The sequence below is a fragment of the Ilumatobacter nonamiensis YM16-303 genome, assembly GCF_000350145.1.
In the GTDB taxonomy this organism is placed as follows: domain Bacteria; phylum Actinomycetota; class Acidimicrobiia; order Acidimicrobiales; family Ilumatobacteraceae; genus Ilumatobacter_A; species Ilumatobacter_A nonamiensis.
In genome coordinates this window covers 49,891-76,848 of record NZ_BAOL01000065.1, presented here as the reverse complement: position 1 = coordinate 76,848, position 26,958 = coordinate 49,891, and the positions used below count along the sequence as shown (strand labels likewise).

Sequence of the window (26,958 nt, the reverse complement as noted above, 5' to 3'; positions counted from 1 at the left end):
CGTGACGGGTCTGACCCGTTACGTAACGCTTGGTCATGCGGCGGTCGGCCGATCCGCAGCCGAGATCATCCAGATGGAGCTGGCAGACGCGAGCGGCGAGATCGACGATGAGCGGATCGCTCTCCAGAAGGCGGCGGGCGCGATGGAGCGCCGTTCTCCGGGCTCCCCTCGAGGGAATCTCGAGCGCATCGAAGATCGCTTCGCGTTCGATGGGGGTCGCCGACTCGGTGATGGTGAGCGCGACGGCTCGTCGTTCGGCCATCAGTGGCCGCGCCCGCGATGACGATCGCTCCGACAGGACGAGGTCGATCGACTCGAGCAGACGGTGACCGCTGGCGAAGCGAACGGGTGCTGACGGAGCGGTTGGGTCGACGAACCGATCGAAGTCGGCTCCATTGATGAACCAACCGGCGACTGCCTGGGGACCCGTTACGTAACGGTCAGCGGTTGGCGATGGGGACGTAGTCGCGTTCGTCCGAGCCGGTGTACCACTGGCGGGGACGGCTGATCTTCTGGCCCTCTTCGAGGAGTTCGTCCCAGTGGGCGAGCCAACCGGACATGCGCGGGATCGCGAACAGCACCGTGAACATCTCCACCGGGAACTTGAGCGCCTGGTAGATGAGGCCCGAATAGAAGTCGACGTTCGGGTAGAGCTTGCGATCGACGAAGTACGGATCCTCGAGCGCGGTCTCCTCGAGCTTCAGAGCGATGTCGAGCAGCGGGCTCTTGCCGGTCACCTCGAACACGTCGTAGGCGGCCTTCTTGATGATCGTGGCACGCGGGTCGTAGTTCTTGTAGACGCGGTGGCCGAAGCCCATCAGGCGACCCTCGCCCTTCTTCACCGACTCGACGAACGCGGGAACGTTCTCGATCGAACCGATCTCGGAGAGCATCCGGATGACGGCCTCGTTGGCCCCACCGTGACGCGGGCCGTAGAGAGCGGAGGCGGCGCCGGCGGCCGACGAGTACGGGTCGGCATGGCTCGACCCGATGACGCGCATGGCCGTGGTGCCGCAGTTCTGCTCATGGTCGGCGTGCAGGATGAACAAGATGTCCATCGCGCGTTCGAGTGCCGGGTCGACCTCGTAGTCGCCGATCTTCCACATCATGTTGAGGAAGTTGGCGGCGTAGGACAGGTCGTTGTCGGGCTGGTTGAACGGCAGGCCGACCGAGAAGCGGTAGCACATCGCCGCGATCGTGGGGCTCTTGGCGATCAGGCGCAGGGTCTGGTGCTTGCGGGCTGCGGGATCCTCGATGTCCTTGGCTCCGTCGTAGAACGTTCCCAGGGCGGCGACGGCCGACACGAACATCCCCATCGGGTGGGCGTCGTAGTGGAAGCCGTCGACGAAACGCTTGCGCATGTTCTCGTGGATGAAGGTGTGGTGCGTGACGTCGTTGGTCCACCCGGCGAGCTGCTCGGCGTTCGGCAGTTCGCCGTTCACCAGCAGGTAGGCCACCTCGAGGTAGGTCGAGTGCTCGGCGAGCTGCTCGATCGGGTAGCCGCGGTAGCGCAGCACGCCGTTGGTGCCGTCGAGATAGGTGATCTGCGACTGCGTAGCAGCGGTCGACAGGTACGCCGGGTCGTACATGTACAGGCTCGGATCCAACTCCCGCAGCGCCGACGACGGGAAGACACCACCCTCGATCGGGACCGTGACGGTCTTTCCGGTGCGGTCGTCGGTGATGGTGATGGTGTCGGGCACGTGGCTTCCTCCGTGGCTCCAGGGTTGGACTTCGATGTGGCCGCAGGATCATCTCCGACCGCACTCGCACGATAACGGCTCGGTTCGCCGTCGACCGCAACGAGACCGTCGATGTGGACGGATCAACATCGAATGGCGTCGCGGACGACCACGACACCGACCTCCACGGCGAAAATCGATGATCTCTCAGAGCGGCGTGTTGCCGTGTTTGCGTTCGCCGAGCGCTTCACGCTTGTCGGCGAGCACGTGGAGCGCCGCGCTGATCTCGGCGCGAGTTTCCGCGGGATCGATGACACCGTCGATGAATCCGCGTTCGGCGGCCACGTACGGGTTCAGCAGCCGTTCCGCGTAGTCGGCCTCGAACTCCGCCTTCTCCTCGGGTGAAGCTCGGCGGGCAAGGATGGCGGCGGCCTGTCCGGCACCCATCACGGCGATCTCGGCCCACGGCCACGCGAGACACAGATCGTTGCCCATCGTCTTGGAATCCATGACGATGTACGCCCCGCCGTAGGACTTGCGGAGGATGACGCAGATCCGGGGCACATCGGCCCGGGCGTAGGCATAGACGAGTTGGGCCCCATGGCGGATCATGCCGCGCCATTCGAGGTCCTTGCCCGGATAGAAGCCGGGGGTGTCGACCAGCGTGATGATCGGCAGGTTGAACGCGTCGCAGAACGCGACGAACCGAGCGGCCTTCTGCGATGCCGGGATGTCGAGGGTGCCCGCGAGCACCATCGGTTGGTTCGCGAGGATCCCGACCGGACGGCCGTCGATGGTGGCGAACGCGGTGACCGCATTGGCGGCCCAGCGGTCACGCACCTCGAGCACCGAGTCCTCGTCGGCGATCGCAGCGGCGACCTTGCGGACGTCGTAGCTCCCGGTGGACGACTCGGGGATCTGCGCTCCCGCCTCCGGGCACGGCCGATCGCCCGGATCGAACTGGGGCCACCGCGTCGGTTCGGCATCGACGCTGTCCGGGAGGTAGCCGAGCAGTTCGAGCGCCGTGTGCGTCGCCGCCGCACGGTCCGGAACGACGAAGGTGGCGACCCCGGTGTACCGCGCGTGCGTGGCGGATCCGCCGAGTTCGTCGACGTCCATCGCGACCCCGGTGAACTCCTCGACCATCACCGGGCCGTTGACGAACGCGGACGACCGCTCGGTCATGATCGTGAAGTCGGCGAGGCCGAGCAGCAGCGCGGGCCCGGAAACGGCCGGTCCATCGACGATGACGATCGTGGGAACGAGGCCCGAACAGGCCGTGAGGGTGCGGGCGACGCGACCCCACCCGTTGAGGGCGGCCATCCCCTCGACGATGTCGCTCCCGGTCGTCGAGATCACGACCACGAGGGGCAGACGGTGGTCGAGGGCGGCCGCGATCCCACGTTCGAGCTGGGAGCCGGTCGCCTCGTCGAGTCGAGCGGGATCGTCGTCGTCGTCGAATTCGATCCAGATCACCGACCGGTCCGGGAGGCCTCGATCGTCGTCCGCGATGACCCGGACCTCGGACTGGGCGAGCCCGGGAACGAACCGGTCGAGGCCGAACGTGTCGACTGCGTCATCGAGGTCGGTCATCTCGCGTCACCGTACTGCACGGCCCCGAACGGGAAGAAGCGTTCGGACCGGTCCGACGCGCTACGTGTCGCTGTCGTCGTGGCGGAGTCCGGGGAGCGCGGACGTTTCGGGGTGGACGCCCGGTTGCAGCTCCCCCTGTTCGGCGATCACCCGGCGCAGCGTGTCGAGCGCGACGTGCGTCGGTGCGCTCGGGGTCGGCCGGCGTCTGCGCACCGATGCGACCACGCGGCGGGGGAGTTCGGGAACGTTGATCCGACGAAAGGTCCCGGTCAGCCACGTCGGCACCGCTGTGGCGGGGACGATCGCCGCACCGAACCCGTCGAGCGCGAGGGAGGCGAGGAGGCGGACGCCGTCGATCTCGGCTTGTGGACGGAGCCGCACGTCGTTCGCCGCAGCCGATCGATCGAGCACCTTCCGGAGCGCGGACCCGGTGGGAGGCAGGAGGAGCGGCTCGTCGTCGAGATCGCGAATCGGAATCGTGTCGTGTCCTCCGAGGTGATGATTCCCGTCGACGAGCAGGAACAGATCCTCGGCGAACAGTGGCTCGACCACCAGCTCCGGTTCGTCGATCGGCAGGTGGATGACCGCCGCGTTGAGTTCGCCCGACATGACGTTCGGGACGAGCGACGAGGATGCCCCTTCGCGGATCACCGCGCGGACGTTGGGATGGTCGACGGTGAGCTGGCGGAGCAGCGAGGGTGTGAGCCACCGTGCGGTCGTGCCGATGACCCCGATGCGGGTGTGGCCCGAGACGCGGTCGTGGCGACTGGTCATGTCGGACGTGATGTCCTCGATCTCGTTCAACACGCGTCTGGCGCGCTCGACGACCTTCGCGCCGTCCTCGGTGAGACCGCCGTTGGCCCGGTCGACCAGGGTGACGCCGAGTTCCTTCTCGAGTCGGGAAACGTGTCCCGAGACGTTTGACTGGACCGTGAACAGCGAGCGCGCGGCCGCGGAGAAGGTGCCGTGGTCCGCGATGGCGACGATGGCAGCGAGTTGTCGGACGTCCATCACAAAAAACGATAGCAAGTATCGTTGGAATCTCCTTGTCAGATTGACTCCGAGCAGTGCATACTTGTGTCCAGAGCTTGTGATTGAGATCACAAGTCACAGATCGAAGTGACAACACCCCCCATGTTGCACTCGACGAGACATCCACAATCCGATCCCCCAATCGGAGGATGATCTCAGGTAGAGAGGCCCGGATCCTTGATCCGGGCCTTTCCCGTTTTCGGTGTTCCTCCCGCCCGCCGGAGCGCTCCGAGCCTCGCGTCGCGTAGGTTCTCCACGTGTCCCAGGTGCCGCTGGGCCGGATCGTGGAGAAACATGAGCCAACCACCGTTGCAGGATGATCAGATCGCGGCCGTTGCGGCCGAGCTCGACCGAGCGGAGGTCGACGGGGAGGCGATCGATGCGTTGACCCACGAACCGGTGGACGTCGCCGACGGCTACCGCATCCAGGCGGCGACGCACGGCGTTCACGGTGACGATCTGGTTGCGTGGAAGGCGGGGTGCACGAACGACGCCGCGCAGCAGATGTTGCACATCGACGCTCCGGTGTTCGGTCGCTATCGGCGGGACCACGTCGAGCAGTCACCGGCCAGCCTCACGATCACGCAGTTCCCCAACCCGCCGCACCTCGAGGTGGAGATCGGGCTGCGGCTGATGGCCGATGTCGACGAGATCCCGCCCGATCCGCTCGAACTCGCCGACGTCGTCGAGGCGTTCGCAGCGATCGAGGTGGTGTCCGGGCGACTCGCCGGATTTCCGTTCATCGGCGCGCCGCAGCTCGTTGCGGACAACGTCGCGAGTGGACGGATGATCGTGGGTCCCACCCTCGAGCTCCCGCCCGCCGGGACGTCTGCGCTCGACTCGACCGCGGTCGAGCTCGTGGTCGACGGCGACGTGGTGGCGTCGGGGAGCGGTGCCGCGGTGCTCGGACACCCGTTGCGGGTTCTACGCGACGTCGCCGTTCACGCAGCGGTGACCGGCCGGGGGTTGCGCACCGGTCACCTCGTGCTCACCGGCTCGTGCACCGGCATCGTCGCCGCCCGACCGGGCCGGCTTCATGTCGGACGGGTCGGTGGGGCCGAGGTCGTCGTTCGGTTCGACTGACCCCCCGACACTCTCTCGTCGTCGGGAACTGTCCACCGCTGTCGCATCTGCGCCAAGATGCACAGATGAGTTCACTGCCGTCTCCGATCGATCTCTTGCCCCACCGCGCACCGTTCCTGCTGGTGGATGAGCTGGTGGCGATGGAGCCGGGGGTCTCCGCCACGGGAATCTGGCGCCTGACCGGCGACGAGTACTTCTTTGCCGGACACTTTCCCGGCCGGCCGACGCTGCCGGGAGTGCTGATGTGCGAGTCGATCGCTCAGGTCGGCGCATGCGCCGTGCTCGCGGACGAGCGGTTCGCCGGGAAGCTGCCGCTGTTCGGCGGTCTCGACGGCGCTCGGTTCCGCCGTCAGGTCGTCCCGGGCGACGAGCTGACGATCGAGGTCGAACTCGGGCGGATGTCGGCGCGAGCGGGCAAGGGATCGGGAACGGTCAAGGTCGGCGGGGAAGTCGCGACCAGCTGCGACCTGATGTTCGTCCTCGCCGACGTGTGAGGAACGTGCGGTACTCCACGGTCCTCTTCGATCTCGACCACACGCTCTTCGACACCCACGCCTCCGAAGCGGCTGCATTCGACGCCACGATGCGGTCAGCCGACCTGGATTCGTCGTCCGAGATCCTCGCCACGTACGACCGAATCAACCAGGCGCTCTGGCGGCGGGTCGAGGGAGGTGAGTTCAGCCCGAACGACATCAAGGTGCGTCGGTTCGAGGAGTTCCTCGCCGAGGTCGGCGCCGATGGTGATCCCGTGGCGATGGCCGAAGCGTTCGTGGCGGGACTCGCCGAGAACGGAGAGCTCTACTCCGATTCGCTCGCCACTCTGGAGGCACTGAGTCCCGCCTGCCGCTTGGCGCTGATCACGAACGGACTCGGCTCGGTTCAACGTGGTCGTCTCCGTCGGTTGGGACTCGAAGAGCGATTCGAGGCGGTCAGCATCAGCGGCGAACTCGGGATGAGCAAACCTGGTCGTGAGATCTTCGATCACACGCTGACCGAACTGGGTGTCGACGACCGCTCCGGAGTCGTGATGGTCGGCGACAGCCTCGCGAGCGACATTCGCGGCGGATCGAACGCGGGGATCCAGACCGTCTGGTTCAATCCGAACGGACTCCCCAACACGACCGACGTGGAACCGACGCACGAGGTGCGCGGACTCGACGAATTGTTCTCGGTGGTCGGTTGACGGATTCCACCCGACCGTCAGGGTGTGGTCGCGTCGGGCGAGTTCTCCCGGAAGTAGTCCCATTCGTCGACACGCGTGCCGTCCGGGAACTCGCAGATCCCGGCTTCGCCGTCGCCGTCGTCGACGATGTCCACGCTGCCGCCCTGCTCGACGCAGAACACCGACGCGGGATTCGCCTCCTCGGATGGATCGTCGGTGTCGTCACTCCCGCCGCAACCCGCGGCGAGGACCAGAGCGGTCAGGCAGATTGCCGGGAACGACACGGATGCCGGAACGGAACGCATGGTGTCTCGACCTCGCTAGGACGCCGGGGCGATGAGGACCGAACCGTTGTGGCCGCCGAAGCCGAAGTTGTTCGAGATCGCCGGTCCGGGGGTCCACGGTCGAGGTTCGCCGACGACGAGGTCGATCTTCATGCCGTCGTCGGCCTCGGTGGTGTTCGCCGTGGGTGGGATCAATTCGTGTTGGATCGAGAGCACGAGTGCCGCCGCCTCGAGCGCCCCCGCAGCGCCGAGCGCGTGTCCGGTCACGCCCTTGGTCGAGACGACCGGCACCGCGTTCGGACCGAAGACCTCCGCGATCGCATCGGCCTCCGCCGCATCGTTGAGCGGCGTGGACGTGCCGTGAGCGTTGACCTGGAGGACGTCCTGCGGTTCGATTCCCGCCTCGGCGAGCGCGAGCCGCATGCACGCGATCGCGCCGACGCCGCCGGGTGAGGGAGCGGTGATGTGATGTGCGTCCGCGTTGCTCGCGCCGCCCAGGACCTCGCCGAGGATGTTCGCCCCGCGCGCTTCGGCGCGTGACCACTCCTCGAGGATGAGCACGGAGCTGCCCTCGCCCATCACGAAGCCGTCGCGATCAGCGCCGAACGGCTGACTCACGCCCGACGTGGACAGCGCGGTCATGTTGGCGAATCCGGCGAGTCCGGTGGTGGTGCCCGCCGACTCGGATCCGCCGGTCGCCACGGCGTCGACCAGGCCCCATTTGATGAGCCGGGCCGCGTAGTTGATCGCATGGCTGCCCGCGGCGCACGCGGTCGTGATCGTTTCGTTCGGCCCCTGGAGGCCGTACCGCATCGAGATCGCCGCGCCCGCGGCATTCGTCATCATCATGGGCACGAGGAACGGCGACACCCGACGCTCGCCCTTCTCCAGCCGGATCTGGATCTGCTCCTCCAGCGTGTGGAGCCCGCCGACGCCGGTGGCGAAGATCGTTCCGAAGCGGCCAGGGTCGACGCCGATCGCGTCGAACCCGCCGGCCTGTTCGAACGCCTCTGCGGCCGCGGCGAGCGAGAACTGCTCGACGCGGTCGGCGCGTCGCGCGTGCTTCGGATTGTCGAAATAGGGGGTCGGGTCCCAATCCTCGATCGAGAGGGAGCGGCCGCTGGTCGCTCCCGGGCCGAGGAGGCCCGACCAATAGTTCTGCGCGCCGATGCCGGCCGGGGCGACGACACCGAGCCCGGTGATCGCGACCCGACGCGACCCGGCCGGGTCGGTCGTCATGATGATCGACTCAGACCTTGGCGGCCACGAGGTCGTAGGCGGACTGGACGGTCTCGACGCCCTCGAGCTCCTCTTCGGGGACCTCGATGTCGAACTCTTCCTCGAGTGCCATCACCAGTTCGACCAGATCGAGGCTGTCAGCATCGAGATCGTCGCCGAACTTCGCGTCGGGGACGACGGCGCTTTCCTCGACCGACAGCACCTCGACGGCGCACTTGCGGAAACGGGCAAAGAGTTCTTCGTTCACGGGATTCTCCAATTCGTTGGTTGTTCGGGATTGTAGATGTTCGGCGCACGGAAGCTGGGAAACGGGATCCCCGGTCAGTGCCCCATACCGAGTCCGCCGTCGACGGGGACGACGGCACCGGTGATGTATCCGGCGTCGGGTCCGGCGAGGAAGCTGACGACGCCGGCGATCTCGTCGGGTTCGGCCATGCGGGCCAGGGGGACCGCAGAGGTGATCGCCGACAGCTGGTCATCGGAGAGCGCAGCGGTCATGTCGGTGGCGACCGGGCCCGGCGACACGACGTTGACGGTGATGGAGCGGGAACCCAACTCACGGGCGAGCGACCGGGCGAAGCCGACGAGGCCGGCCTTGGACGCGGCGTAGTTCGACTGGCCGGCCTGGCCGAGCAGGCCCACGACCGACGACATCAGGATGATCCGGCCGCGGCGCGCCTTGAGCATGCCCTTGGCCGCGCGCTTGGTGACGCGGTACGAGGCGGTGAGGTTGGCGTCGAGGACCGTGGCGAAGTCGTCCTCGGTCATCCGGAGCAGCAGCCCGTCCTTGGTGACCCCTGCGTTCGACACGAGTACTTCGACCGTGCCGCCGAAATGTTCTTCGACCGCGGAGAACGCGGCGTCGACCTGTTCGGAGTCGGTGACATCGCACTGCACGCCGAACAGTCCGTCCGGAGGCGGCGACGAGTTGTAGGTCACCGCGACCCGATCACCGTCGGCAGCGAGACGGCGGGCACAGGCGAGACCGATGCCCCGGGAGCCCCCGGTGACGAGGACGATCCGTCCGTCCGTTTCGGGCTCAGTCATCGTTCGCTCCTCCGGCTCCGGTGTATTCCTGGGCGTCGGGTGACCAGCGGATCACGGCGCTCGCCGCCGACATTCCCGCCCCGAAGCCGACGAACAAGATGAGGTCGCCGTCGCTGGCGCGACCTGCGTCGAGTGCGTCGGCGAGCGCGAGCGGAACCGACGCCGCCGACGTGTTGCCGGTGCGATCGAGCACGATGCTGGCCTTCTCGAGCGGGATGTCGAGCCGTTCGAGCGACGCCGAGATGATGCGGATGTTCGCCTGGTGCGGCACCACGAGGGCGATGTCGTCGGCGGTGACGCCCGCACTGTTCATCGCGTGCGTGGCGGAGTCGGCCATCAGTCGGACCGCGCGACGGAAGACCTCGCGGCCCTCCATCTGGAGCACGCCGCCGTGTTCGGCGTAGAGGGCGCTCTCCGCCTCGCCGAGCGAGTCGAGATCCCAGCCGAGCAACTGGCCCGGCCCGTCGACGGCCTCGAGCACCGCGGCGCCGGACCCGTTGCCGAACAGGATGCCCGTTCCGCGATCGGTGTAGTCGGTGATCCGGTCGAGGGTGTCGGTGCCGATGACCAAGACCGTGCGCGCACCCATCGCGATCAGGCCGTGGGCGTTGACGAGCCCGTAGACCCATCCCGAGCACGCGGCGTTCACATCGAAGGCGCCGCACGAGGTGAGGCCGAGTTCGTGCTGCACGGTCGACGCCGTCGCGGGTACGGCGCGATCGGGAGTCGTCGTCGCGAGAATCAGCGCGTCGACGTCGGCCGGGCCCACTCCGGCCATGTCGAGCGCGGCCCGCCCGGCCTCGGCGGAGAGACCCGCGGTGGTGCCGCCGACGTGGCGTTGCACGATGCCGGTGCGGTCACGGATCCACTGATCCTCGGTGTCCATCTTCGACTCGAGGTCGACGTTGGTGACCACCTCGTCGGGCAGTGCAGCGCCCCATCCGGTGATCACGGCGCCGCGGGCGGTGGTGGGCGTTGCAGGCATGGTCAGTCCGTTCTCAGCCAGGCGATCGGTTGGCGGGGTGTGACGCGTTCGGTGTCGACGGCGATGAAGCTCTGGAAGTGTCCGGCGAACGACGACCGCACCTCGGTCTCGCCGACGTGGCCGATCACCGTTCCGACGTCGACCGTCGATCCGTCGGCGATCCCGTCGACCGGCTTGAACAGCCCGGCGGCCGGACTGACCACGAGGCGTTCGACGGCGAAGAGGTGTTCACCTTCGAGTTGGCCGGCGTGGGACGTGGTGGATGCACCGACCCACTCGAGCAGTTTGTCGAGGTCGTCGGGAGTGGCGATCGAGATCGTCCGACCCGAGGTGGTGCGTTTGGCCATGCCGCTGAGGACTCCGCCCGGGCCGAGCTCGGCGAAGTCGGTGACGCCCTCGGCCTCGAGCTTGACGAGGCTCTGTCGCCAGCGCACCGGGCTCGACAGCTGGGCCGACAGGAGCGTCGCCCATTCCGATCCGACATGGTGTGGCTGGGCGTCGACGTTCGAGACGACGGGGACGTCGCTGTCACGCGGTTCGGCTGCGGCGATGGCATCGCGCAGCCGGTCTCGTGCGGCGACCATGAACGGTGTGTGGAACGCACCCGAGACCGGGAGTCCCATGACTCGTTTCGCGCCGAGGTCCTTGGCGTGTGCCGATGCCTTGTCGACGCCGTCGGGCGAGCCGGCGATGACGACTTGGCCCGGGGCGTTGTAGTTGGCGACCCAGACGTCGGCGTCAGCGAGATTGCACGCGACGCCGACCTGGTCGTCGTCGAGACCGAGCACCGCGGCCATGGTCCCGGGCTGGGCGAGACCGGCGTCGTGCATCGCGGCGGCACGAGCGGAAACGAGCTGGATTCCGTCGTCGAATCCGAGGGCTCCGGTCGCCGTGAGGGCGGTGTACTCGCCGAGGCTGTGGCCGGCGCAGTAGCTGGCGTCGATCCCGATGCGGCTGACCGCGTCGAGCACCATGAGGCTCGACACGAACGTGGTCAGCTGCGCGTTCCGGGTGTCCTTCAGTTCGTCGGCATCGGCGTCGCAGAGCAGCGCCCCGATATCGCGCCCGGCGACTTCGCTCGCCTCACCCACGAGTTCCCAACTCTCATGGTCTTGCCAGGGGCGCCCCATGCCGGGACGTTGAGATCCCTGTCCGGGAAACGTGAAAGCGAGCATGTAGGCCGAATCTAGACCAGTCGCTCGGCGGTCCAACCCTTACCCATCGGTAACTCTCGGCATTCCTCAGGCGGGGGTGATTTCGTACCCCGGGTCGGACTTGAACCGACACTGGACGGTGTTTGAGACCGTTGCCTCTGCCAATTGGGCTACCGGGGCGTACGTTCGGTGAGGCTACCGGCTGGTCGGGCGCACCATCGCCCTGCGAGGGTGGTGGAATGGATCCCGAGATCGGCCGCCGGACGTGGAGAACGATGGAGCCGTTCCACGGTGCGATCTACTTCGTTCCGGAGGCGGGGGAGGAGTACGCACGGGTCGGCGTCGACGACTGGATGGCGGGGTACTTCGCGTCCCGGTCGGCGGCGATGGGAGCGGTGAGCGCCGACGTGGTGATCGCGACGTTCTTCAACTTCGACCACGCACTGGTGCGACGGAGCATGGACGGCGTCTGGAACACCGTGGGTCCGAGCCGCATGTCCGAGGCGCGGCTCACCGCGGTCGACCGCATGTTGCGGGCCACCGTGCTCCCCATCGCTGACCCCGCTGACATGGCGCGAGCCGTCGAGATCGCCCGGACGGCTGCCGAGGTCGCGTGCGAACGCCCGGAGGGTCGTCCGCTGTTCGCCGGTCACGCGTCGCTGGTGTGGCCCGACGAGGATCACCTGGCGTTGTGGCACGCACAGACCCTCCTGCGCGAGTTCCGCGGCGACGGCCACATCGCCGCGCTCGTCGACGCCGGGTTGAACGGATGCGAAGCGCTCGTCACGCACGGCGCTGCCGGCGATGTTCCGTCGACGGTGCTGCAAGCCACCCGGCAACGCTCCGGCGACGATTGGACCAGTGCGGTCGAATCGCTTCACAGTCGCGGCTGGCTCGACGGCGACGGCGGTTTCACGGACGAGGGGCGCGCTGGTCGTCAGCGGATCGAAGATGCGACCGATCGACTCGCGAACGCCCCGTACACGGCGATCGGGGAGGACCTGTGTGCCGAACTCCGACGCCTCGTCCGACCGTGGAGTGCCGCACTCGCAGCGGTCTTCCCGCAGCGCTGACACTCCGGCAACAGCTTCTCGTGAACTTCTCCAGCGCTCCATGCGCGAAGAGTTCACGAGAACGGCGATGATGGAGTGCGATGTCGAAGCGGTCGATCAAGCGCAAGCTGACGAAGACCACGTCCCGGCTGACCGCCCTGCGGAGCGAACTCTCGGTGATCGACGAACAGATGCGATCACTCGACGACGACGCGCAGGAGGCCGCGACGCGCGCGGTGGTCGCGGACAACACTGCGGCGACCCGTGAAGCGCGCGAAGCAAGCGAACATCTCGCGGCGCACCGACGTCAGCGGGAGCGGGTCGAGGCCGAGATCGGCGAACTGTCACGGCGACAGGACGAACTCCTCGACCAGCTGATCGAGTCGGACCGACGCGTGTGATCCACCTGTCGATCTGGCCGGTGACGAGAATGGCGCTATAACTCTCTCATGCCCCTGCGCGTCGTGATTGCCGAAGACGAAGCCATCATCCGGATGGATCTGCGCGAGACGCTGCAGGAAGAGGGGTACGAGGTCGTCGGGGAAACCGGACGTGGTGACGCGGTCGTCGATCTCGTCCGCGAGACGAAGCCCGACCTGGCCATCCTCGACATCAAGATGCCCGGAGCCGACGGACTCGTCGCGGCGCGCACGATCAATGCGGAGAAGCTGTGCGGCGTCCTGATGCTCACCGCGTTCAGTCAGCGTGAGGTGGTCGAGGAGGCCCGTGACGCGGGAGCCCTCGCATTCCTCGTGAAGCCGTTCCAGAAGAGCGATCTGATCCCGGCGATCGAAGTCGCGATGGGTCGATTCCGCGAGTTGACCACGCTGACCGGGGAAGTCGATGCGCTCGGTGAACAACTGGAATCACGCAAGGTCATCGACCGGGCGAAAGGAACGCTCATCGACGAGGCCGGACTCTCGGAGAACGACGCCTTCGCCTTCATCCAGAAGACGGCGATGAGCGAACGGACCCGAATGCGCGAGGTCGCCGACCGGATCCTCGACGGCTCGCTGCGGCCGCCCACCGACTGACGACTCGAACACGGAACGACCATCTGCACGAACAACCGATCGGAGCCCATGTGGGTACCCACCTCCTCGTCGACGGGAACTCGCTCACCTACCGGGCGTTCTTCGCCCTCCCCACCGACATGGCCACTGCCAGCGGGCAGGTGACCAACGCCGTGTTCGGGTTCACCTCGATGCTCGCGTTCGTGCTGGACGAACAGAAGCCCGACGGGATCCTCGTCGCGTTCGACCGTCCCGAGCCGACATTCCGTCACGAGGCCGAGCCCGAGTACAAGGCCCAACGCGAAGCCGCGCCCGACATCCTGCGCCAGCAGATGGGCCTCGTCCGTGAGGTGCTCGACGCCCTCGGGATCCAGACGATCGACGAGGCGGGTTGGGAGGCCGACGACCTGATCGCCACCGCGGTGGACGAATTGGTCGACCGCGGGAAGGCCGTCACGATCGTCACCGGCGATCGTGACAGCTATCAGCTCGTGAACGACGAGCACGACGTCCGGGTGATGTACAACAAGCGCGGCGTCAGCGACTACGCGCTGTACGACGAGGCCGGGATCGCCGAGAAGACCGGCGTCACCCCCGACCTGTACGTCCAGTACGCCGCGCTGCGCGGCGACAACTCCGACAACCTGCCGGGTGTCCCCGGGGTCGGCGAGAAGACCGCGGCGAAGCTGATCAACAAGTACGGCGGCCTCGACGGCATCTTCGAGCACGTCGACGAACAGACGCCGAAGCTGCGCGAGAACCTCACCGAGCACGAGGAGCGAGCCCGCAAGAATCTCGAGCTGATGCTGCTCCGGCACGATGCCCCCGTCGAGTCGGTGGACTTCGACGATCTGATGCCGAAACCGAACGGCGAGGAGATGAAGCGACTGTTCGACTTCCTCGAGTTCCGTGCGCTGTCGGGACGGATCACCGCGGCGATCAACGCGATGGGAGCGGAGGTCGACCTCGGGCCGCAGGAGGAGCAGCAGGAGTTGGTCGCCGAGGTGACCGAGGTCGAGACCTCGGCCGACGCCGCGGCGGCGATCGCTGCCGTGCCCGCGCTCGACATCGCGGCGACGTGGATCGGCGAGCCCGGTCGTTCGGCGATGTCCGGACTCGCGATCGTCACCGAGCCCGAGTCGGCCGGTGTGACCTGGATCCCGGGCCACCTGCTCGACGACGGGGCGGTGCACGCTGCGCTCGCATCGCATGTCGACGTGCGGGGTCATCAACTCAAGGCGCTCATGCGTTCGCTGCTCGACGTCGGTGCTTCGCTCGACGGAATCGCGCTCGACACGGCGATCGCCGCGTACCTGATCGATCCGGCCGAGGCCCGCTACGAGCTGCCGGACCTGATCGAGAAGTACACGCCGTTCGCCCGACCGTCCGACGCGGCCGACTCGGGTCAGCTCGATCTCGACGGGTCGTCGATGTCGGATGCCGAGATCGCGGGCCGCGACGCGTTGGCCGTCCATCATCTCGTCGAACCGATCCGGGCGAGCCTCGACGCCCAGGGAATGACCGAGCTGTACACGACGATCGAGAACCCGTTGGTGATGGTGCTCGCGAAGATGGAGCACGTCGGTGTCGCGGTCGACATCGAGGAACTCGAGGGCTTGAACAAGAAGCTGACCGACGAGGTCGAATCGCTCGTGCAGGAGTTGCGCGACGTCGCCGAGATGCCCGACCTCAACCTGAACTCGCCCAAGCAGTTGCGCGAGTTGTTGTACGAGAAGAAGGGCTTGACCCCGATCAAGAAGACCAAGACGGGAGCATCGACCGACGCCGCGACGCTGGAGAAGCTCGAACACGAGTGGCCGGAGTTCCTGGCGCCGCTGCGCCGGCACCGCGAGGTCGAAAAGCTGCGCGGCACGTACGGCAAGGGGCTGCTCGCAGAGGTTGCGTCCGACGGTCGGATCCATGCCACGTTCAACCAGACCGTCGCCCGGACGGGTCGCCTCTCGTCGGACAAGCCGAATCTGCACAACATCCCGGTGCGGTCCGACGAGGGCCGCCTGTTCCGCCGCGCCTTCGTCGCGTCACCCGGGACGGAGTTGCTGGTCGCCGACTACAACCAGATCGAACTGCGGTGCATCGCCCACCTCGCGCAGGATCCGGGCCTGCTCGACGCCTTCAACAGCGCGCAGGACATCCACAACGCCACCGCGTCGCGGGTGTTCTCGGTCGACCCCGCTGACGTGACGCTCGATCAGCGGTCGAAGGCGAAGATGGTGTCGTACGGACTGGCCTACGGGATGGAGGCGTACGGGCTCGCCCAGCGGCTGAACATCCCCGTCGACGAAGCCGCGCCGATCCTCGACGCCTATTTCGAGGCGTTCCCGAACGTCAAGGACTACATGGATCGCACGGTCGTCGAGGCGCGCGAGCGCGGGTACACCGAGACGCTGTTCGGTCGCCGCCGGCCGATTCCCGAGCTGCTGAACTCCAATTACCGCGTGCGTCAGGCAGGGGAGCGCCAGGCGATGAACGCGGGAATCCAGGGCCTGGCCGCCGACATCTTCAAGGTCGCACTGGTACGGATCGACGAGGCGCTCAGCGAAAAGGACGTCGAGAGCGTGCTGATCCTGCAGGTGCACGACGAGGTGCTCGTCGAGGTGCCGCCGTCGGAGAAGGAGACCATCGGTGGTCTGGTGGTCGACCTGATGCACGACGCCGCCGACCTCGACGTGCCCCTCGAGGTGAACGTGTCCTGGGGCGACACCTGGGCCGAAGCGAAGGGCTGACGGTGCCGCTGCCTCATTCCGTGTCAGGCACCCGATGACGGGGCACCACTGGTTCGAGCCGTTGGCCGAGCACATGGGCGAGGCGTATCTGAGGTACTCGTTCACGAAGGGAACGGTGCAGGAGGTCGACCACATCGTCGAGGCACTGGGGCTGTCGACCGGCGATCGGGTTCTGGACGTCGGGTGCGGGCCCGGTCGCCACGCCCACGAGTTGGCGCGACGAGGCATGGTCGTGCACGGCATCGACATCAGCCAGCCGTTCATCGACCTCGCGGTGAGAGATGCGCCCGACGGTGCGACGTTCGAGCGGCTCGACGCGCGCTCGCTCGCGTTCGATGCCGAGTTCGACGCGGTGATCTGTCTGTGCCAAGGGGCGTTCGGGCTGATGACGGCGAACGGTGACGACGACGTCGTGGTCGACGGCATGTCCCGAGCGCTGAAGCCGGGAGGGCGGCTCGCCCTCAGCGCGTTCAGTGCGTACTTCGTCGTCAAGCACTGGGAGGGAGCCGAATTCGATGCCGACACCGGTGTGAACCACGAACGCACCGAGGTCCGGTCCGAATCCGGTGAGTCGCTCGATGTCGACCTGTGGACCGGGTGTTACACGCCCCGCGAACTGCGGATGCTCGCCGACCGTCACAGGCTCTCGGTCGACCGGATCAGCAGCGTCGAACCGGGCGCCTACGGGAACGACGAACCGTCGGTCGACACAGCGGAGTTCCTCGTGCTCGCGACCCGTGTGGCAGAACGGGCCTGAGCCGTTCGCCCACGCGGTCGATCCGGCGAGGGGCTGATCCCCGAGCTTCGGCGGCGGGGCCCCTCGCTCCCGCGGACGGCGGGGGAGCGGCGTCGGTGTTCGCGCTCCGCTGGGGAGCGTTCAGGAGCCTGCAGGCCCGCCGGGTGCGCGTACGGGCTGGGCCTGTTACGCTTGCTCGTTGCGTTCTCACCCGAGACGCGCGCTCGAAACTGAGTGTCCACCGATTCCGTATCCGTTCTGAAAGCCGATTCTCCTTGACCGACACCGCTACCGCCTCCTCCTCGACCGCTTCCGAATTCGGAACGTTCGACGACGAGGGCAACTACACCCCACGTGAGATCACGTCCGATGATCTCGGAATGTCCTTCGAAGACGCCATCGCCGGCACGATGGTCGAAGTCGAAGACGGCCAGATGGTCAACGGAACCGTCGTCAAGATCGACAAGGACGAGGTCCTTCTCGACATCGGCTACAAGAGCGAGGGTGTCATCCCGAGCCGTGAGCTGAGCATCCGCAACGACGTCGACCCGTCCGAGGTCGTCGGCATCGGCGAGTCGATCGAAGCGCTCGTGCTCACGAAGGAAGACAAGGAAGGCCGCCTGGTCCTGTCGAAGAAGCGTGCTCAGTACGAGCGTGCGTGGGGCGACATCGAGGCGAAGAAGGAAGCTGACGAGGTCGTGTCCGGCCCGGTCATCGAAGTCGTCAAGGGCGGTCTCATCGTCGACATCGGCCTGCGTGGCTTCTTGCCCGCATCGCTCGTCGAACTGCGCCGTGTGCGTGACCTCGCCCCGTACATCGGCACGCAGGTCCACGCCAAGATCATCGAACTCGACAAGAACCGCAACAACGTGGTCCTGTCCCGTCGTGCCTACCTGGAAGAGAACCAGAAGGAGACCCGCGACCAGTTCCTCAACAACCTCAAGGTCGGCGAAGTCCGCGAAGGAACCGTGTCGAGCGTCGTCTCGTTCGGTGCGTTCGTCGACCTCGGCGGCATGGACGGGCTCATCCACGTGTCCGAGCTGTCGTGGAAGCACGTCGATCACCCCGGCTCCGTCGTCACCGTCGGCGACCCGGTCAAGGTGCAGGTCCTCGACGTCGACTTCAGCCGGGAGCGCATCAGCCTCTCGCTCAAGGCGACGCAGCAGGATCCGTGGCAGGAGTTCGCCGAGGGCCACCAGGTCGGCCAGCTCGTCTACGGCCGGGTCACCAAGCTCGTCCAGTTCGGTGCGTTCGTCCAGGTCGGCGACGGCATCGAAGGCCTCGTGCACATCTCGGAGATGTCGGCGCATCACGTCGACAGCCCCGAGCAGGTCGTCACGCCGGGCGAGGAACTGTGGGTGAAGATCATCGATCTCGACCTGCAGCGTCGTCGGATCAGCCTCTCGATCAAGCAGGCCGCGGAAGGTGGCGAACTCGCCGCCGAGTACCGCGAGCACTTCGACATCGACGAAGCGGGCAACTACGTCCAGGGTGAGGCGTCGGCCGAGGCCGAGGCCGCATGGAGCGAGTACTACGGCGACGCCGGTGAGGGCGAAGCTCCGGCCGAGGGCGAGACCGCCGAAGCGACCGCCGAGACCAGCGAGGCACCGGCCGAAGCGTCGACCGAGGAAGCTCCCGCCGAGGAAACCACCACCGAGTGAACGTGATCGTTGGTGCAAGTCACCGACGAACATCTGAAATTCTGAATGCTGCCCGGCTCGTACGAGTCGGGCAGTATTCGTTTTCGTGATCGTCGTTGGATTGACCGGAGGGATCGGTGCGGGCAAGTCGACCGTGTCGGCACAACTCGCTGCGAAAGGTGCCGCGATCGTCGACGCGGATCAGATTGCTCGCGACCTGCAGGCACCGGGAGCGCCACTGCTCGACACGATGGCCGAGCGTTTCGGCGACCACATCATCGACGACGACGGCGCGCTCGATCGTGCCGCTGTCGCCAAGATCGTGTTCAGCGATGAAGACGCGTTGAAGGACCTCAACGGCATCGTCCATCCGGCGATGCAGGCCGAGATCCAGGAACAGATCGACGCCCACCAGGACACGGACCGCGTGGTCGTGCTCGACTTCCCGCTGCTCGGTGAGAATCCCCGGAAGGGCTTGGCGGCGACGATCGTCGTCGACATCCCCCACGAACTCGCCGTCGAGCGTGCGGTCGAGCGCGGGATGGACGAAGCCGATGTCCGCAACCGGATCAACAGTCAGATCACGCGTGAGCAGCGACGCGAAGTGGCGACGCACGTGATCGACAACAGTGGCGATCTCGAGGCGCTCACCCGCCAGGTCGACGAGGTCTGGTCCGAACTCAGCGCGATCGCGGCCGGCGAGACGGCAGCCGATCCAGCCTGATGTCGACCACCGGTACGTCCGGTGGAGGGGTGCGGCGATACCAGTCGAGATGGTCCGGACCGAGCTCGCCGAACGCGTCGTCGACGAGGTCCCAGTACGACTTCCGGACGCCGGCCGTGCCCGCGTCCCGGTGCTCTTCGTACCGTTCGATCGCGACTCGGCGCGGCACGTACACGGCGACCGTGTCGTCGAGTTCGCCGTCGGCGGTCGGCGGGATCAGCGTGACGCGATCGGTCACGTCGACACGGTCGTAGGCGCGCTCGCGCCAGTCGAGCTCGGCGAGTTCGTCGTCGTTCACCGAGAAGACGACGCCGTTGATGGACTCGTCGGCATCGGCCACGAGCCCGAGCGACACGACGAGTCCGCCGCTGATCGATGACCCGTCATCGCGGGTCCAGTCGCCGCGCTGGACGGCGGACCCGTAGTTCCAGGCGCGCTGGTACCCGGTCAGCTCGGCGATGAACATGCCCGAACCGAGCGAGACAGGACGTCGAATCGTGGACTCGAGCGAGACGGGTGACACCAATGACCCGTACCCGAAGATCCAGGTCACGGTTGCGGACGGCTCATGAACGAGGAAGCGTCAGCGGAACTGGTCGAGGTCGGCGGAGACCTCCTCGGGAGTCGTGGGCGGCGGATACCGCTTCACGACCGTGCCCGACCCGTCGACCAGGAACTTCTCGAAGTTCCAGGTGATGTCCGGGGTGTCGCCTCCGCCGGGTTGCGCTTCCTTCAGCAACGTGTACAGCGGAGCTTCGTCCGCGCCGTTCACGTCGACCTTGGAGAACATCGGAAAATCGACATCGAACTTCGACGTGACGAACTCGAGGATCTCGTCGTCGGTCCCCGGTTCTTGATTGCCGAACTGGTTGCACGGGATGCCGAGAACGACGAGGTCGTCATTGTCGTGGTGGAGCGTACGCAGACCTGCGTACTGAGGGGTGAGACCTCAAGCGCTCGCGACGTTGACGACGAGAGCGAGCTTGCCCTCGTAGTCGGCGAAGCTGACCTGGTCACCCGTGATCGAGGTCATGGTGATGTCGTGGAACTTCATGATGGTCGACCGTAGCGCCGATGTCTGAGATCCGTGGCACGGTGCAAGCTCGCGCGTGGATATCATGACGAGTTCACATGCCCGACTTCTCCAGACTTTCGATGAACCGATCGCTGCGCGCAGTTCATCATCCTCCCAGTCACTGACGCATGTCGGACGGCCTACTGACCGCGCTCGGACTCATCGCCGTCGTCGTCCTGATCGCTGCGAACGGCTACTTCGTCGCGGCGGAATTCGCGTTCGTCGCGGCTCGACGGCAGAAGTTCAGCGAGGGCGCCGAGAACGGTGACCGCAAGTCGATCCGGGCGCTCGCGGTCCACCGACGGATCAGCTTCATGCTGTCCGGCGCCCAGCTCGGAATCACGGTCACGTCGCTCGTGCTCGGTTTCATCGCGCGCCCGGCGATCGCAGGTGCGATCGAGCCGATCTTCACGGCGGTCGGCGTCAGCGACAGCGCGGTGTTCGGTGTGTCGATCGCGGTGGCGTTCGTCCTGGCCACCGTCGCCCAGATGGTGTTCGGTGAGCTGGCTCCGAAGAATCTGGCGATCGCGAAACCCGAACCCGTGGCGCGAGCGGTTGCGGGTTCGACGCTCATCTTCATGAAGGTCGCCGGCCCGCTGATCCGGTTGTTCGACGGAGCGGCGAACAGGTTGCTGCGGCTGGTCGGGATCGAACCGGTCGAAGAGCTTCATGGTGGCGTCTCCGCCGAGGAACTCGACTTGATCGTCGATTCCTCCGCCGAATCCGGCCACCTGACGTCGTCGCAAGCGGGGCTGCTGGAGCGAGCGATCGACTTCGCCGAACTCGAGGCATCCGACGCGATGGTGGCCTGGAACAAGGTCGTCACGATCGGGAGCGACGCAACGGCGGCGGACCTCCGTGATGCGATGGCGTCGCGCCGATCTCGCTTTCCGGTCGTCGACACGGACGGCAAGGTGCTCGGCATCGTGCACGCGAAGGATCTGCTCGGCGTCGACCGGACGGAATACGACCGCGTCTCCGTGTACACGCTGATGCACGATGTGATCGCCGTGCCCGAGTCCGCGAGCTTGACCGTCGTCCTCACCCAACTGAGGACGCACTCGACCGAGATGGCACTCGTCATCGACGAGTACGGCGGTCCCGCCGGGATCATCACCCTGGAGGACATCGTCGAGGAGTTGGTCGGCGAGATCGAGGACGAGTACGACCCCGATGAGACCGCGGACCGGTGGGAGACCGAACCGGGCGTCTGGACGATGTCGGCCACGTCGCGGCCCGACGAGATCGAACGGGCGACGGGACTGGAACTCCCCGACGGTGAGTACGACACGGTCGCTGGACTGGTGCTCGATCGCCTCGAACGGCTCGCCGAGGAGGGCGACACCGTTCTCGTCGATGGTGTGCTGATCGAGGTGACGGCGATCGACGGATACGCGATCGAAGAAGTCCGGGTGCGGGTGGATCCGGACGCGGCCGAGGAGTCCGACGACGACGACGGTGACGAACAGCCCGGGTCGAAGGGTGGCGGCTCATGACCGGTCCGATCATCGCCGCGGAGGACACGGGAGGCGTCGCATGGGGCGCGCTCTCACTCGCGATCGTCCTGCTCGCGCTCAATGGCTTCTTCGTCGCGGCCGAGTTCGCGCTGCTCGCATCGCGCCGCTCGCGCATCGAACAGCTCGCGGCCGAAGGAAACCGGCGCGCCAAATCGGCCCTCGCCGGCATCCGCGAACTGACGCTCATGCTCGCGGGAGCGCAGTTGGGGATCACGATGTGCTCGCTCGGTCTCGGTCTCGTGGCCGAACCGGCGGTGGCGCAGATCTTCGAAGGATGGTTCGGCGGGGTGTCGTTCCTGTCCGACACCGCTTCGCACGTGGTCGCGTTCACGATCGCGCTGTCGATCGTGGTGTTCCTGCACATGGTCGTGGGTGAGATGGCCCCCAAGTCCTGGGCGATCTCGCACCCGGAGGATTCGGCGATGCGGCTCGCGATGCCGTTCCGCGCGTTCGTCACGGTGTTCAAGCCGGTGATCTGGTTCATGAACGGACTCGCGAATCTCGTGGTGAGAGCGGTCGGCGTCGAACCGCAGGACGAGCGGGCCATGGCGCACTCGCCGAGCGACCTGCGGCTCCTGCTCGACGAGTCAGCCGGCCCCGGCGGTCTCGCGGCGACGGAACACGAGTTGCTCACGCGGTCGCTCGAACTGTCAGGACTGACCGCGTCCGATGCGATGACCGTCCGCCGTGACATCATCGCCGTGTCCGCTGACGCGTCAGCCCAGGCTGCGGCCGACGAGGCACACCGGACCGGCCGGAGCCGGATCATCGTGTTCGAGGGAGACCTCGACCACGTTCAGGGCTTCATCCACGCAAAGGACCTGCTGCGGCTCCCCAACGGCACGTGGGCATCGACGGTGGTCGGGACCATCACGCGCAACGTGATGGTGACGCCCGAGCAGCATCGCCTCGAAGATCTGTTGCTCGAGATGCAGACCGAGCGTCAGCACATCGCGCTCGTGATCGACGAGCACGGCACGGTCGTCGGCGTGGTGACGCTCGAGGACGTGATCGAGGAGCTGATCGGCGATTTCGACGACGAATCCGATTCGCGCCACGGGGCATGTGAGCGGCTCGCCGATGGCTCGTTCCGGATCAACGGCACGCTGCGCCACGACGAATTCGAGGAGTACACGGGCGTCGCGTTGCCCGATGGCGACTGGCAGACCGTCGCCGGGTTCGTGATCGCTGCGCTCGACGAGATCCCGGCGGTCGGCGACCGGGTGGAGACCGAGATCGGGTGGTTCGAGGTGGTGTCGATGGACGCGTATGCGATCGACGCGCTCCGGTACCGCCATGTGGCGAACGCGTAGACACCCCTGGCGAACACCTGTTCTCATTCGGTAGTCTCGGGTTCATGACCGCCGTTGCTGAATCGACAGCCAAACCGCCACGCGCCGGGGTCGAACAGGATCTGGCGCTGTTGGGCGGCGACATCCAGGCCGAGAACTACGGCGTCGGCGACGATCGACCGTTCACCGTCGAATCCGAGTTCCAGCCGGCGGGCGCGCAGCCCGACGCGATCGCTGCCCTCGCGGCGGGAGTCGACGAGGGCCAGCGGTTCCAGACGCTGCTCGGCATCACCGGTTCGGGCAAGTCGGCGACGATCGCCTGGACGATCGAGAAGACGCAGCGCCCGACGCTGATCCTCGCCCCCAACAAATCGTTGGCCGCCCAGCTCGCACAGGAGATGCGCGAGTTCTTCCCGAACAACCGGGTCGAGTACTTCGTCTCGTACTACGACTACTACCAGCCCGAGGCGTACATCCCGTCGAGCGACACCTTCATCGAGAAGGACTCGTCGATCAACGACGAGATCGACCGCCTCCGCCACTCGGCGACCGCGGCCCTGCTCACGCGTCGCGACACGATCGTGGTCGCGTCCGTGTCCTGCATCTACGGCATGGGCAACCCGGAGGAGTACAAGGGCCATCTGCTCGACATGAATGTCGGCGTCGACTACGACATGCGCTCGATCCTCCGGCGTCTCGTCGACATGCAGTACGACCGCAACGACATGACGCTCGGGCGCGGCAACTTTCGCGTGCGCGGCGACACGATCGAGATCCACCCCGCCTACGAGGAGAACGTGCTGCGCGTCGAGATGTTCGGCGACACGATCGAGAGGATCACCACGATCGATCCGGTCACGGGCGAGAACCTGCGCGACCTGGATCGGGCCTACGTGTTTCCGGCCACGCACTACGCCACGTCGGCCGAGCGGTTGCAGACCGCGATGGGCAAGATCGAGGAGGAGCTCCAGGTCCGTTTGAAGGAGTTCGAGGAGCAGGACAAGCTGCTCGAAGCACAGCGTCTGCGGATGCGCACGTCGTACGACCTCGAGATGATGAGCGAGGTCGGCTACTGCAACGGCATCGAGAACTACTCGATGCACATGGACGGCCGGGACTACGGCGAGCCGCCGTTCACCCTGCTCGACTACTTCCCCGACGACTATCTGCTGGTGGTCGACGAGAGCCACGTCGCGGTCCCGCAGCTGCACGGTCAGTTCGCCGGTGACCGCAGCCGCAAGGACATGCTCGTCGACCACGGATTCCGGCTGCCGTCCGCCCGCGACAACCGGCCGCTCACGTTCGAGGAGGTGCTCGAACGGGTGAACCAGGCGATCTTCGTGTCGGCCACTCCGTCGGAGTACGAGACCCGCGTCTCGACGAACTTGGTCGAGCAGGTGATCCGCCCGACCGGTCTCGTCGACCCCGAGGTGATCGTCAAGCCCACGAAGGGGCAGATCGACGACCTGATGGAACTGGTCAACGGACGGATCGCGATGGGCGACCGTGCGCTGGTCACCACGCTCACCAAGAAGATGGCCGAGGACCTCACCGACTATCTGCTCGAACAGGGTCTGCGGGTGCGGTACCTCCACTCGAACATCGACACGATCCAGCGCATCGAGATCCTGCGTGCACTCCGCCTCGGCGAGTTCGACGTGCTGGTCGGCATCAACCTGCTGCGTGAGGGGCTCGACCTCCCCGAGGTGTCGCTCGTGTGCATTCTCGACGCCGACAAGGAGGGGTTCCTGCGCTCGGAGACCTCACTGATCCAGATGATCGGTCGCGCCGCCCGCAACGTCGATGGCCAGGTCGTCATGTACGCCGACAAGATCACCGATTCGATGCAGACGGCGATCGACACCACTCAGCAGCGCCGCCAGGTCCAACTGGACTACAACGCCGAGCACGGCATCGACCCGCAGACGATCCGCAAGGCCGTCGGCGACATCCTGTCGATGCTGCGCGGTCCGGAAGACCGGGCCGCGGTACCGGGCAAGGATCGTCGCCGTCAGCGCGAGCGGGACAAGGTGAAGACCGAACTCAAGAACCTGCCGCAGCAGGAGCTGACCCGGTTGATCCAGACGCTCGAGGAGGAGATGCACGCCGCATCGGCCGACCTCAAGTTCGAGTACGCCGCCAAACTGCGTGACGAGATCAACGACCTCCGCCGCCAGGTCGTCGACGCCGGCTGAACTCGCACCAGATCGTCACACCAGTTCGTCCCAGTGTTCGATCCGCCAGCGTGTCGTCCGTGGGATCGCGTCGGGCACCGCGACGTAGATGCCACGCGCGACCCGACGCACACGACCTCGGCGGAGTTGCCAACCGAGCAGGTTCGACACCCGCTGTGAGGCGCTCGCGACGTGATGATCGGCGATCCCGAAGTGCTCGTCGTCCTCCAGGGCCCGCACGATGTCGGCCACCCTCACCGGGCCGTCAGCACGCAGGAGCACCCGCATCACCGCCCGTCGCAGTGTGAGGTTCCTGACGGTTGGTCGTTCGTGGTCTGCGGCCGGCGCCGCCCGGTGAATCTCGTCCATGCGACTCACGTGGGTGACGAGATCGAGCGAGGGGAAGCGAGACCTCCGGGCGTGCGTTCATTCCGCCTTGCTCGGACTCGGCCGAGCGGTGTGTCGCTGGCGACGCGTGGAGTCCGAGTAAGGCGGAATGTCGGCGCACCCGGAGCTCCTGCCCGGGCGCCATGGTCGATCATTCCCGTCGCGGATCACCACCTACGCTCGTGAGCGATGCTCGAAATTCACGACCTGGCCGAGTTCGACGCATACGTCGCGCGGGTGCAGCGCCTCGACGGGGTGGTCGTGCAGGGTGTGGATCTGTCCGCGCGCGAGCAGGTGATCCAATCGGTGTCGTGTGTCGGGGCCACGTTTCTCGGGTGTCGCCTGCACGGCGACGTGCTCGAGCACGTCGTCGCCGGGGGAGCGGTGGTGTTCCCGCGGCTGCCGGCGATTCCGTTCGATCCGTACCGGGCGCGCCTCTACGGACACGGCGAGTTGCTCGGTGGCTGGGATCCGTCGGCGGCGGGATCGTTCGACCGGGACGCGCTCGACTCGCGCATCTACGCCTGGGCGTCCCGCCATCCGCGCGGACAACCGATCCCGGTCATCGATGCTCTGGCACAACGCCTCCACGATCACGCGATCGACGATGCGCTGGGCGAGCACCTCGATGGACATCGTGACGTCGCCGCCGTGATGGGCGGCCACTCGATGCGGCGGACCGACGACACGTACGTGACGGTGGCCGAACTGGGCCGTGCGATGACGCGAGAAGGCTGGTACGTCGCGACAGGGGGCGGGCCGGGGGCGATGGAGGCCGCCAACCTCGGAGCGTGGCTCGCCACTCGGCCCGACGATGCGCTCGACGAAGCGATCGTCATCCTCGCGGCGGCGGACGACTACCGCCACTCGGATCGGTACCTGCGCGCCGGCGCCGCCGTTCTGGAGCGCTTCCCGGACGGTGCAGAGAGCCTGGCGGTGCCGACCTGGTTCTACGGCCACGAGCCGACCAACCAGTTCGCGACGTCGGTGGCGAAGTACTTCGCGAACTCGATCCGCGAGGACGGGCTGCTCGCGCTCGCGACCCGGGGCGTGGTGTTCGCCCCCGGCGCCGCCGGCACCCTCCAGGAGGTCTTCCAAGACGCCACGCAGAACCACTACGACGTGTTCGGCACGATCAGCCCGATGGTGTTCCTGAACACCGAGTTCTGGACGGAGGTGCTGCCGGCGGAGCCGCTCTTGCGGACGCTGGCCGGCGAGCGGCCGTACGCGTCGCTGATCGGATCCGGCGACTCGGCTGACGAGGTGATGGACTTCCTGCGCTCTCACCGCCCGTTTCGGGCCGGGTGACCGGGGACTGCTCCCCGGTGCACTCGACGCGTTCG

The 26,958-nt window shown here is 66.7% G+C and carries 26 protein-coding genes, 1 tRNA gene and 1 pseudogene; 14 read left to right on the top strand and 14 right to left on the bottom strand.

What is annotated here, in order from left to right:
* From ON45_RS23615 to ON45_RS07885, 4 genes are all read right to left on the bottom strand, one after another.
* Positions 1-262: hypothetical protein (locus tag ON45_RS23615; RefSeq protein WP_040493096.1), on the bottom strand; the 262-nt coding region annotated here is incomplete at its 3' end.
* A 178-nt stretch (positions 263-440) separates the two neighbouring features.
* On the bottom strand, positions 441-1,703 hold the full coding sequence (locus ON45_RS07895) for a citrate synthase (RefSeq protein ID WP_040493095.1): 1,263 nt from the start codon (positions 1,701-1,703) through the stop codon (positions 441-443).
* Positions 1,704-1,889: 186 nt separating this feature from the next.
* A complete protein-coding gene (locus ON45_RS07890; protein ID WP_051062709.1) occupies positions 1,890-3,275 on the bottom strand; it encodes an acyl-CoA carboxylase subunit beta in 1,386 nt (461 codons plus the stop codon).
* Between the two features lie 60 nt (positions 3,276-3,335).
* On the bottom strand, positions 3,336-4,286 hold the full coding sequence (locus ON45_RS07885) for a LysR family transcriptional regulator (protein WP_040493094.1): 951 nt from the start codon (positions 4,284-4,286) through the stop codon (positions 3,336-3,338).
* A 315-nt stretch (positions 4,287-4,601) separates the two neighbouring features.
* Here ON45_RS07885 and ON45_RS07880 point away from each other — a divergent pair, with 315 nt between their 5' ends.
* From ON45_RS07880 to ON45_RS07870, 3 genes are all read left to right on the top strand, one after another.
* Positions 4,602-5,390, top strand: a complete 789-nt coding sequence (locus ON45_RS07880) for a 2-keto-4-pentenoate hydratase (protein WP_040493093.1) — start codon at positions 4,602-4,604, stop codon at positions 5,388-5,390.
* A 65-nt stretch (positions 5,391-5,455) separates the two neighbouring features.
* The gene (gene fabZ / locus ON45_RS07875) at positions 5,456-5,884 is read left to right on the top strand and encodes a 3-hydroxyacyl-ACP dehydratase FabZ (RefSeq protein WP_040493092.1); all 429 of its coding nucleotides are present in this window, start codon (positions 5,456-5,458) and stop codon (positions 5,882-5,884) included.
* 5 nt (positions 5,885-5,889) lie between these two features.
* Positions 5,890-6,573: a YjjG family noncanonical pyrimidine nucleotidase gene (locus tag ON45_RS07870; RefSeq protein WP_040493106.1), complete on the top strand. Its 684-nt coding sequence runs from the start codon at positions 5,890-5,892 to the stop codon at positions 6,571-6,573.
* Between the two features lie 17 nt (positions 6,574-6,590).
* Here the strand turns inward: ON45_RS07870 and ON45_RS07865 are convergent, their stop codons facing one another.
* The 7 genes from ON45_RS07865 to ON45_RS07835 form a co-directional block, all read right to left on the bottom strand.
* On the bottom strand, positions 6,591-6,857 hold the full coding sequence (locus ON45_RS07865; protein WP_051062708.1) for a putative hemolysin: 267 nt from the start codon (positions 6,855-6,857) through the stop codon (positions 6,591-6,593).
* A gap of 15 nt (positions 6,858-6,872) precedes the next feature.
* Positions 6,873-8,075: a beta-ketoacyl-[acyl-carrier-protein] synthase family protein gene (locus tag ON45_RS07860; RefSeq protein ID WP_040493091.1), complete on the bottom strand. Its 1,203-nt coding sequence runs from the start codon at positions 8,073-8,075 to the stop codon at positions 6,873-6,875.
* 10 nt (positions 8,076-8,085) lie between these two features.
* Entirely contained in the window at positions 8,086-8,322 is a 237-nt protein-coding gene (acpP, locus tag ON45_RS07855; RefSeq protein ID WP_040493090.1) for an acyl carrier protein, read from the bottom strand.
* A 74-nt stretch (positions 8,323-8,396) separates the two neighbouring features.
* The gene (fabG, locus tag ON45_RS07850; protein WP_040493089.1) at positions 8,397-9,122 is read right to left on the bottom strand and encodes a 3-oxoacyl-ACP reductase FabG; all 726 of its coding nucleotides are present in this window, start codon (positions 9,120-9,122) and stop codon (positions 8,397-8,399) included.
* Entirely contained in the window at positions 9,115-10,107 is a 993-nt protein-coding gene (locus ON45_RS07845) for a beta-ketoacyl-ACP synthase III (protein WP_040493088.1), read from the bottom strand. Before ON45_RS07845 ends, fabG begins: the two co-directional genes overlap by 8 nt.
* Positions 10,108-10,109: 2 nt before the next feature.
* Positions 10,110-11,282: an ACP S-malonyltransferase gene (gene fabD, locus ON45_RS07840; protein WP_083914594.1), complete on the bottom strand. Its 1,173-nt coding sequence runs from the start codon at positions 11,280-11,282 to the stop codon at positions 10,110-10,112.
* Between the two features lie 85 nt (positions 11,283-11,367).
* A tRNA-Leu gene (locus ON45_RS07835) sits at positions 11,368-11,441 on the bottom strand.
* A gap of 59 nt (positions 11,442-11,500) precedes the next feature.
* Between ON45_RS07835 and ON45_RS07830 the strand changes: the two genes are divergently transcribed.
* From ON45_RS07830 to coaE, 7 genes and pseudogenes are all read left to right on the top strand, one after another.
* Positions 11,501-12,334: an SCO6745 family protein gene (locus ON45_RS07830; protein WP_040493087.1), complete on the top strand. Its 834-nt coding sequence runs from the start codon at positions 11,501-11,503 to the stop codon at positions 12,332-12,334.
* Between the two features lie 80 nt (positions 12,335-12,414).
* Entirely contained in the window at positions 12,415-12,714 is a 300-nt protein-coding gene (locus tag ON45_RS07825; RefSeq protein ID WP_040493086.1) for a hypothetical protein, read from the top strand.
* A gap of 48 nt (positions 12,715-12,762) precedes the next feature.
* Complete coding sequence (locus ON45_RS07820) at positions 12,763-13,347, top strand: ANTAR domain-containing response regulator (protein WP_040493085.1); 585 nt, start codon at positions 12,763-12,765, stop codon at positions 13,345-13,347.
* Between the two features lie 50 nt (positions 13,348-13,397).
* Positions 13,398-16,070 (top strand): DNA polymerase I, encoded by a 2,673-nt coding sequence (gene polA, locus ON45_RS07815; RefSeq protein ID WP_051062706.1) that lies wholly within the window; start codon positions 13,398-13,400, stop codon positions 16,068-16,070.
* Between the two features lie 34 nt (positions 16,071-16,104).
* Complete coding sequence (locus tag ON45_RS07810; RefSeq protein ID WP_241432173.1) at positions 16,105-16,827, top strand: class I SAM-dependent methyltransferase; 723 nt, start codon at positions 16,105-16,107, stop codon at positions 16,825-16,827.
* 359 nt (positions 16,828-17,186) lie between these two features.
* Positions 17,187-18,302, top strand: a pseudogene (gene rpsA, locus ON45_RS07805) (30S ribosomal protein S1); the annotation flags it as partial.
* Positions 18,303-18,552: 250 nt separating this feature from the next.
* Positions 18,553-19,170: a dephospho-CoA kinase gene (coaE, locus tag ON45_RS07800; RefSeq protein ID WP_040493083.1), complete on the top strand. Its 618-nt coding sequence runs from the start codon at positions 18,553-18,555 to the stop codon at positions 19,168-19,170.
* Here the strand turns inward: coaE and ON45_RS07795 are convergent.
* Both ON45_RS07795 and ON45_RS23885 read right to left on the bottom strand, forming a co-directional pair.
* The gene (locus ON45_RS07795) at positions 19,127-19,723 is read right to left on the bottom strand and encodes a gamma-glutamylcyclotransferase family protein (RefSeq protein ID WP_040493082.1); all 597 of its coding nucleotides are present in this window, start codon (positions 19,721-19,723) and stop codon (positions 19,127-19,129) included. The two genes, coaE and ON45_RS07795, sit on opposite strands and share 44 nt — an antisense overlap.
* 30 nt (positions 19,724-19,753) lie before the next feature.
* Complete coding sequence (locus ON45_RS23885) at positions 19,754-20,224, bottom strand: glutathione peroxidase (RefSeq protein WP_083914592.1); 471 nt, start codon at positions 20,222-20,224, stop codon at positions 19,754-19,756.
* Between the two features lie 149 nt (positions 20,225-20,373).
* Between ON45_RS23885 and ON45_RS07785 the strand changes: the two genes are divergently transcribed.
* The 3 genes from ON45_RS07785 to uvrB are packed head-to-tail and all read left to right on the top strand — an operon-like array spanning position 20,374 to position 25,249.
* Entirely contained in the window at positions 20,374-21,741 is a 1,368-nt protein-coding gene (locus ON45_RS07785) for a hemolysin family protein (RefSeq protein ID WP_040493081.1), read from the top strand.
* Positions 21,738-23,075 carry a hemolysin family protein gene (locus ON45_RS07780; protein ID WP_051062704.1) on the top strand — a complete coding sequence of 446 codons (1,338 nt, stop codon included), beginning with the start codon at positions 21,738-21,740 and terminating at the stop codon, positions 23,073-23,075. Before ON45_RS07785 ends, ON45_RS07780 begins: the two co-directional genes overlap by 4 nt.
* Before the next feature lie 44 nt (positions 23,076-23,119).
* Complete coding sequence (gene uvrB, locus ON45_RS07775; RefSeq protein ID WP_083914590.1) at positions 23,120-25,249, top strand: excinuclease ABC subunit UvrB; 2,130 nt, start codon at positions 23,120-23,122, stop codon at positions 25,247-25,249.
* Between the two features lie 15 nt (positions 25,250-25,264).
* On the opposite strand, the gene ON45_RS07770 is transcribed toward uvrB, so the two are convergent.
* Positions 25,265-25,597 carry a hypothetical protein gene (locus ON45_RS07770; RefSeq protein ID WP_040493080.1) on the bottom strand — a complete coding sequence of 111 codons (333 nt, stop codon included), beginning with the start codon at positions 25,595-25,597 and terminating at the stop codon, positions 25,265-25,267.
* 207 nt (positions 25,598-25,804) lie between these two features.
* Between ON45_RS07770 and ON45_RS07765 the strand changes: the two genes are divergently transcribed.
* Complete coding sequence (locus tag ON45_RS07765) at positions 25,805-26,923, top strand: LOG family protein (protein ID WP_040493079.1); 1,119 nt, start codon at positions 25,805-25,807, stop codon at positions 26,921-26,923.
* The last annotated feature ends 35 nt before the right edge of the window (positions 26,924-26,958 follow it).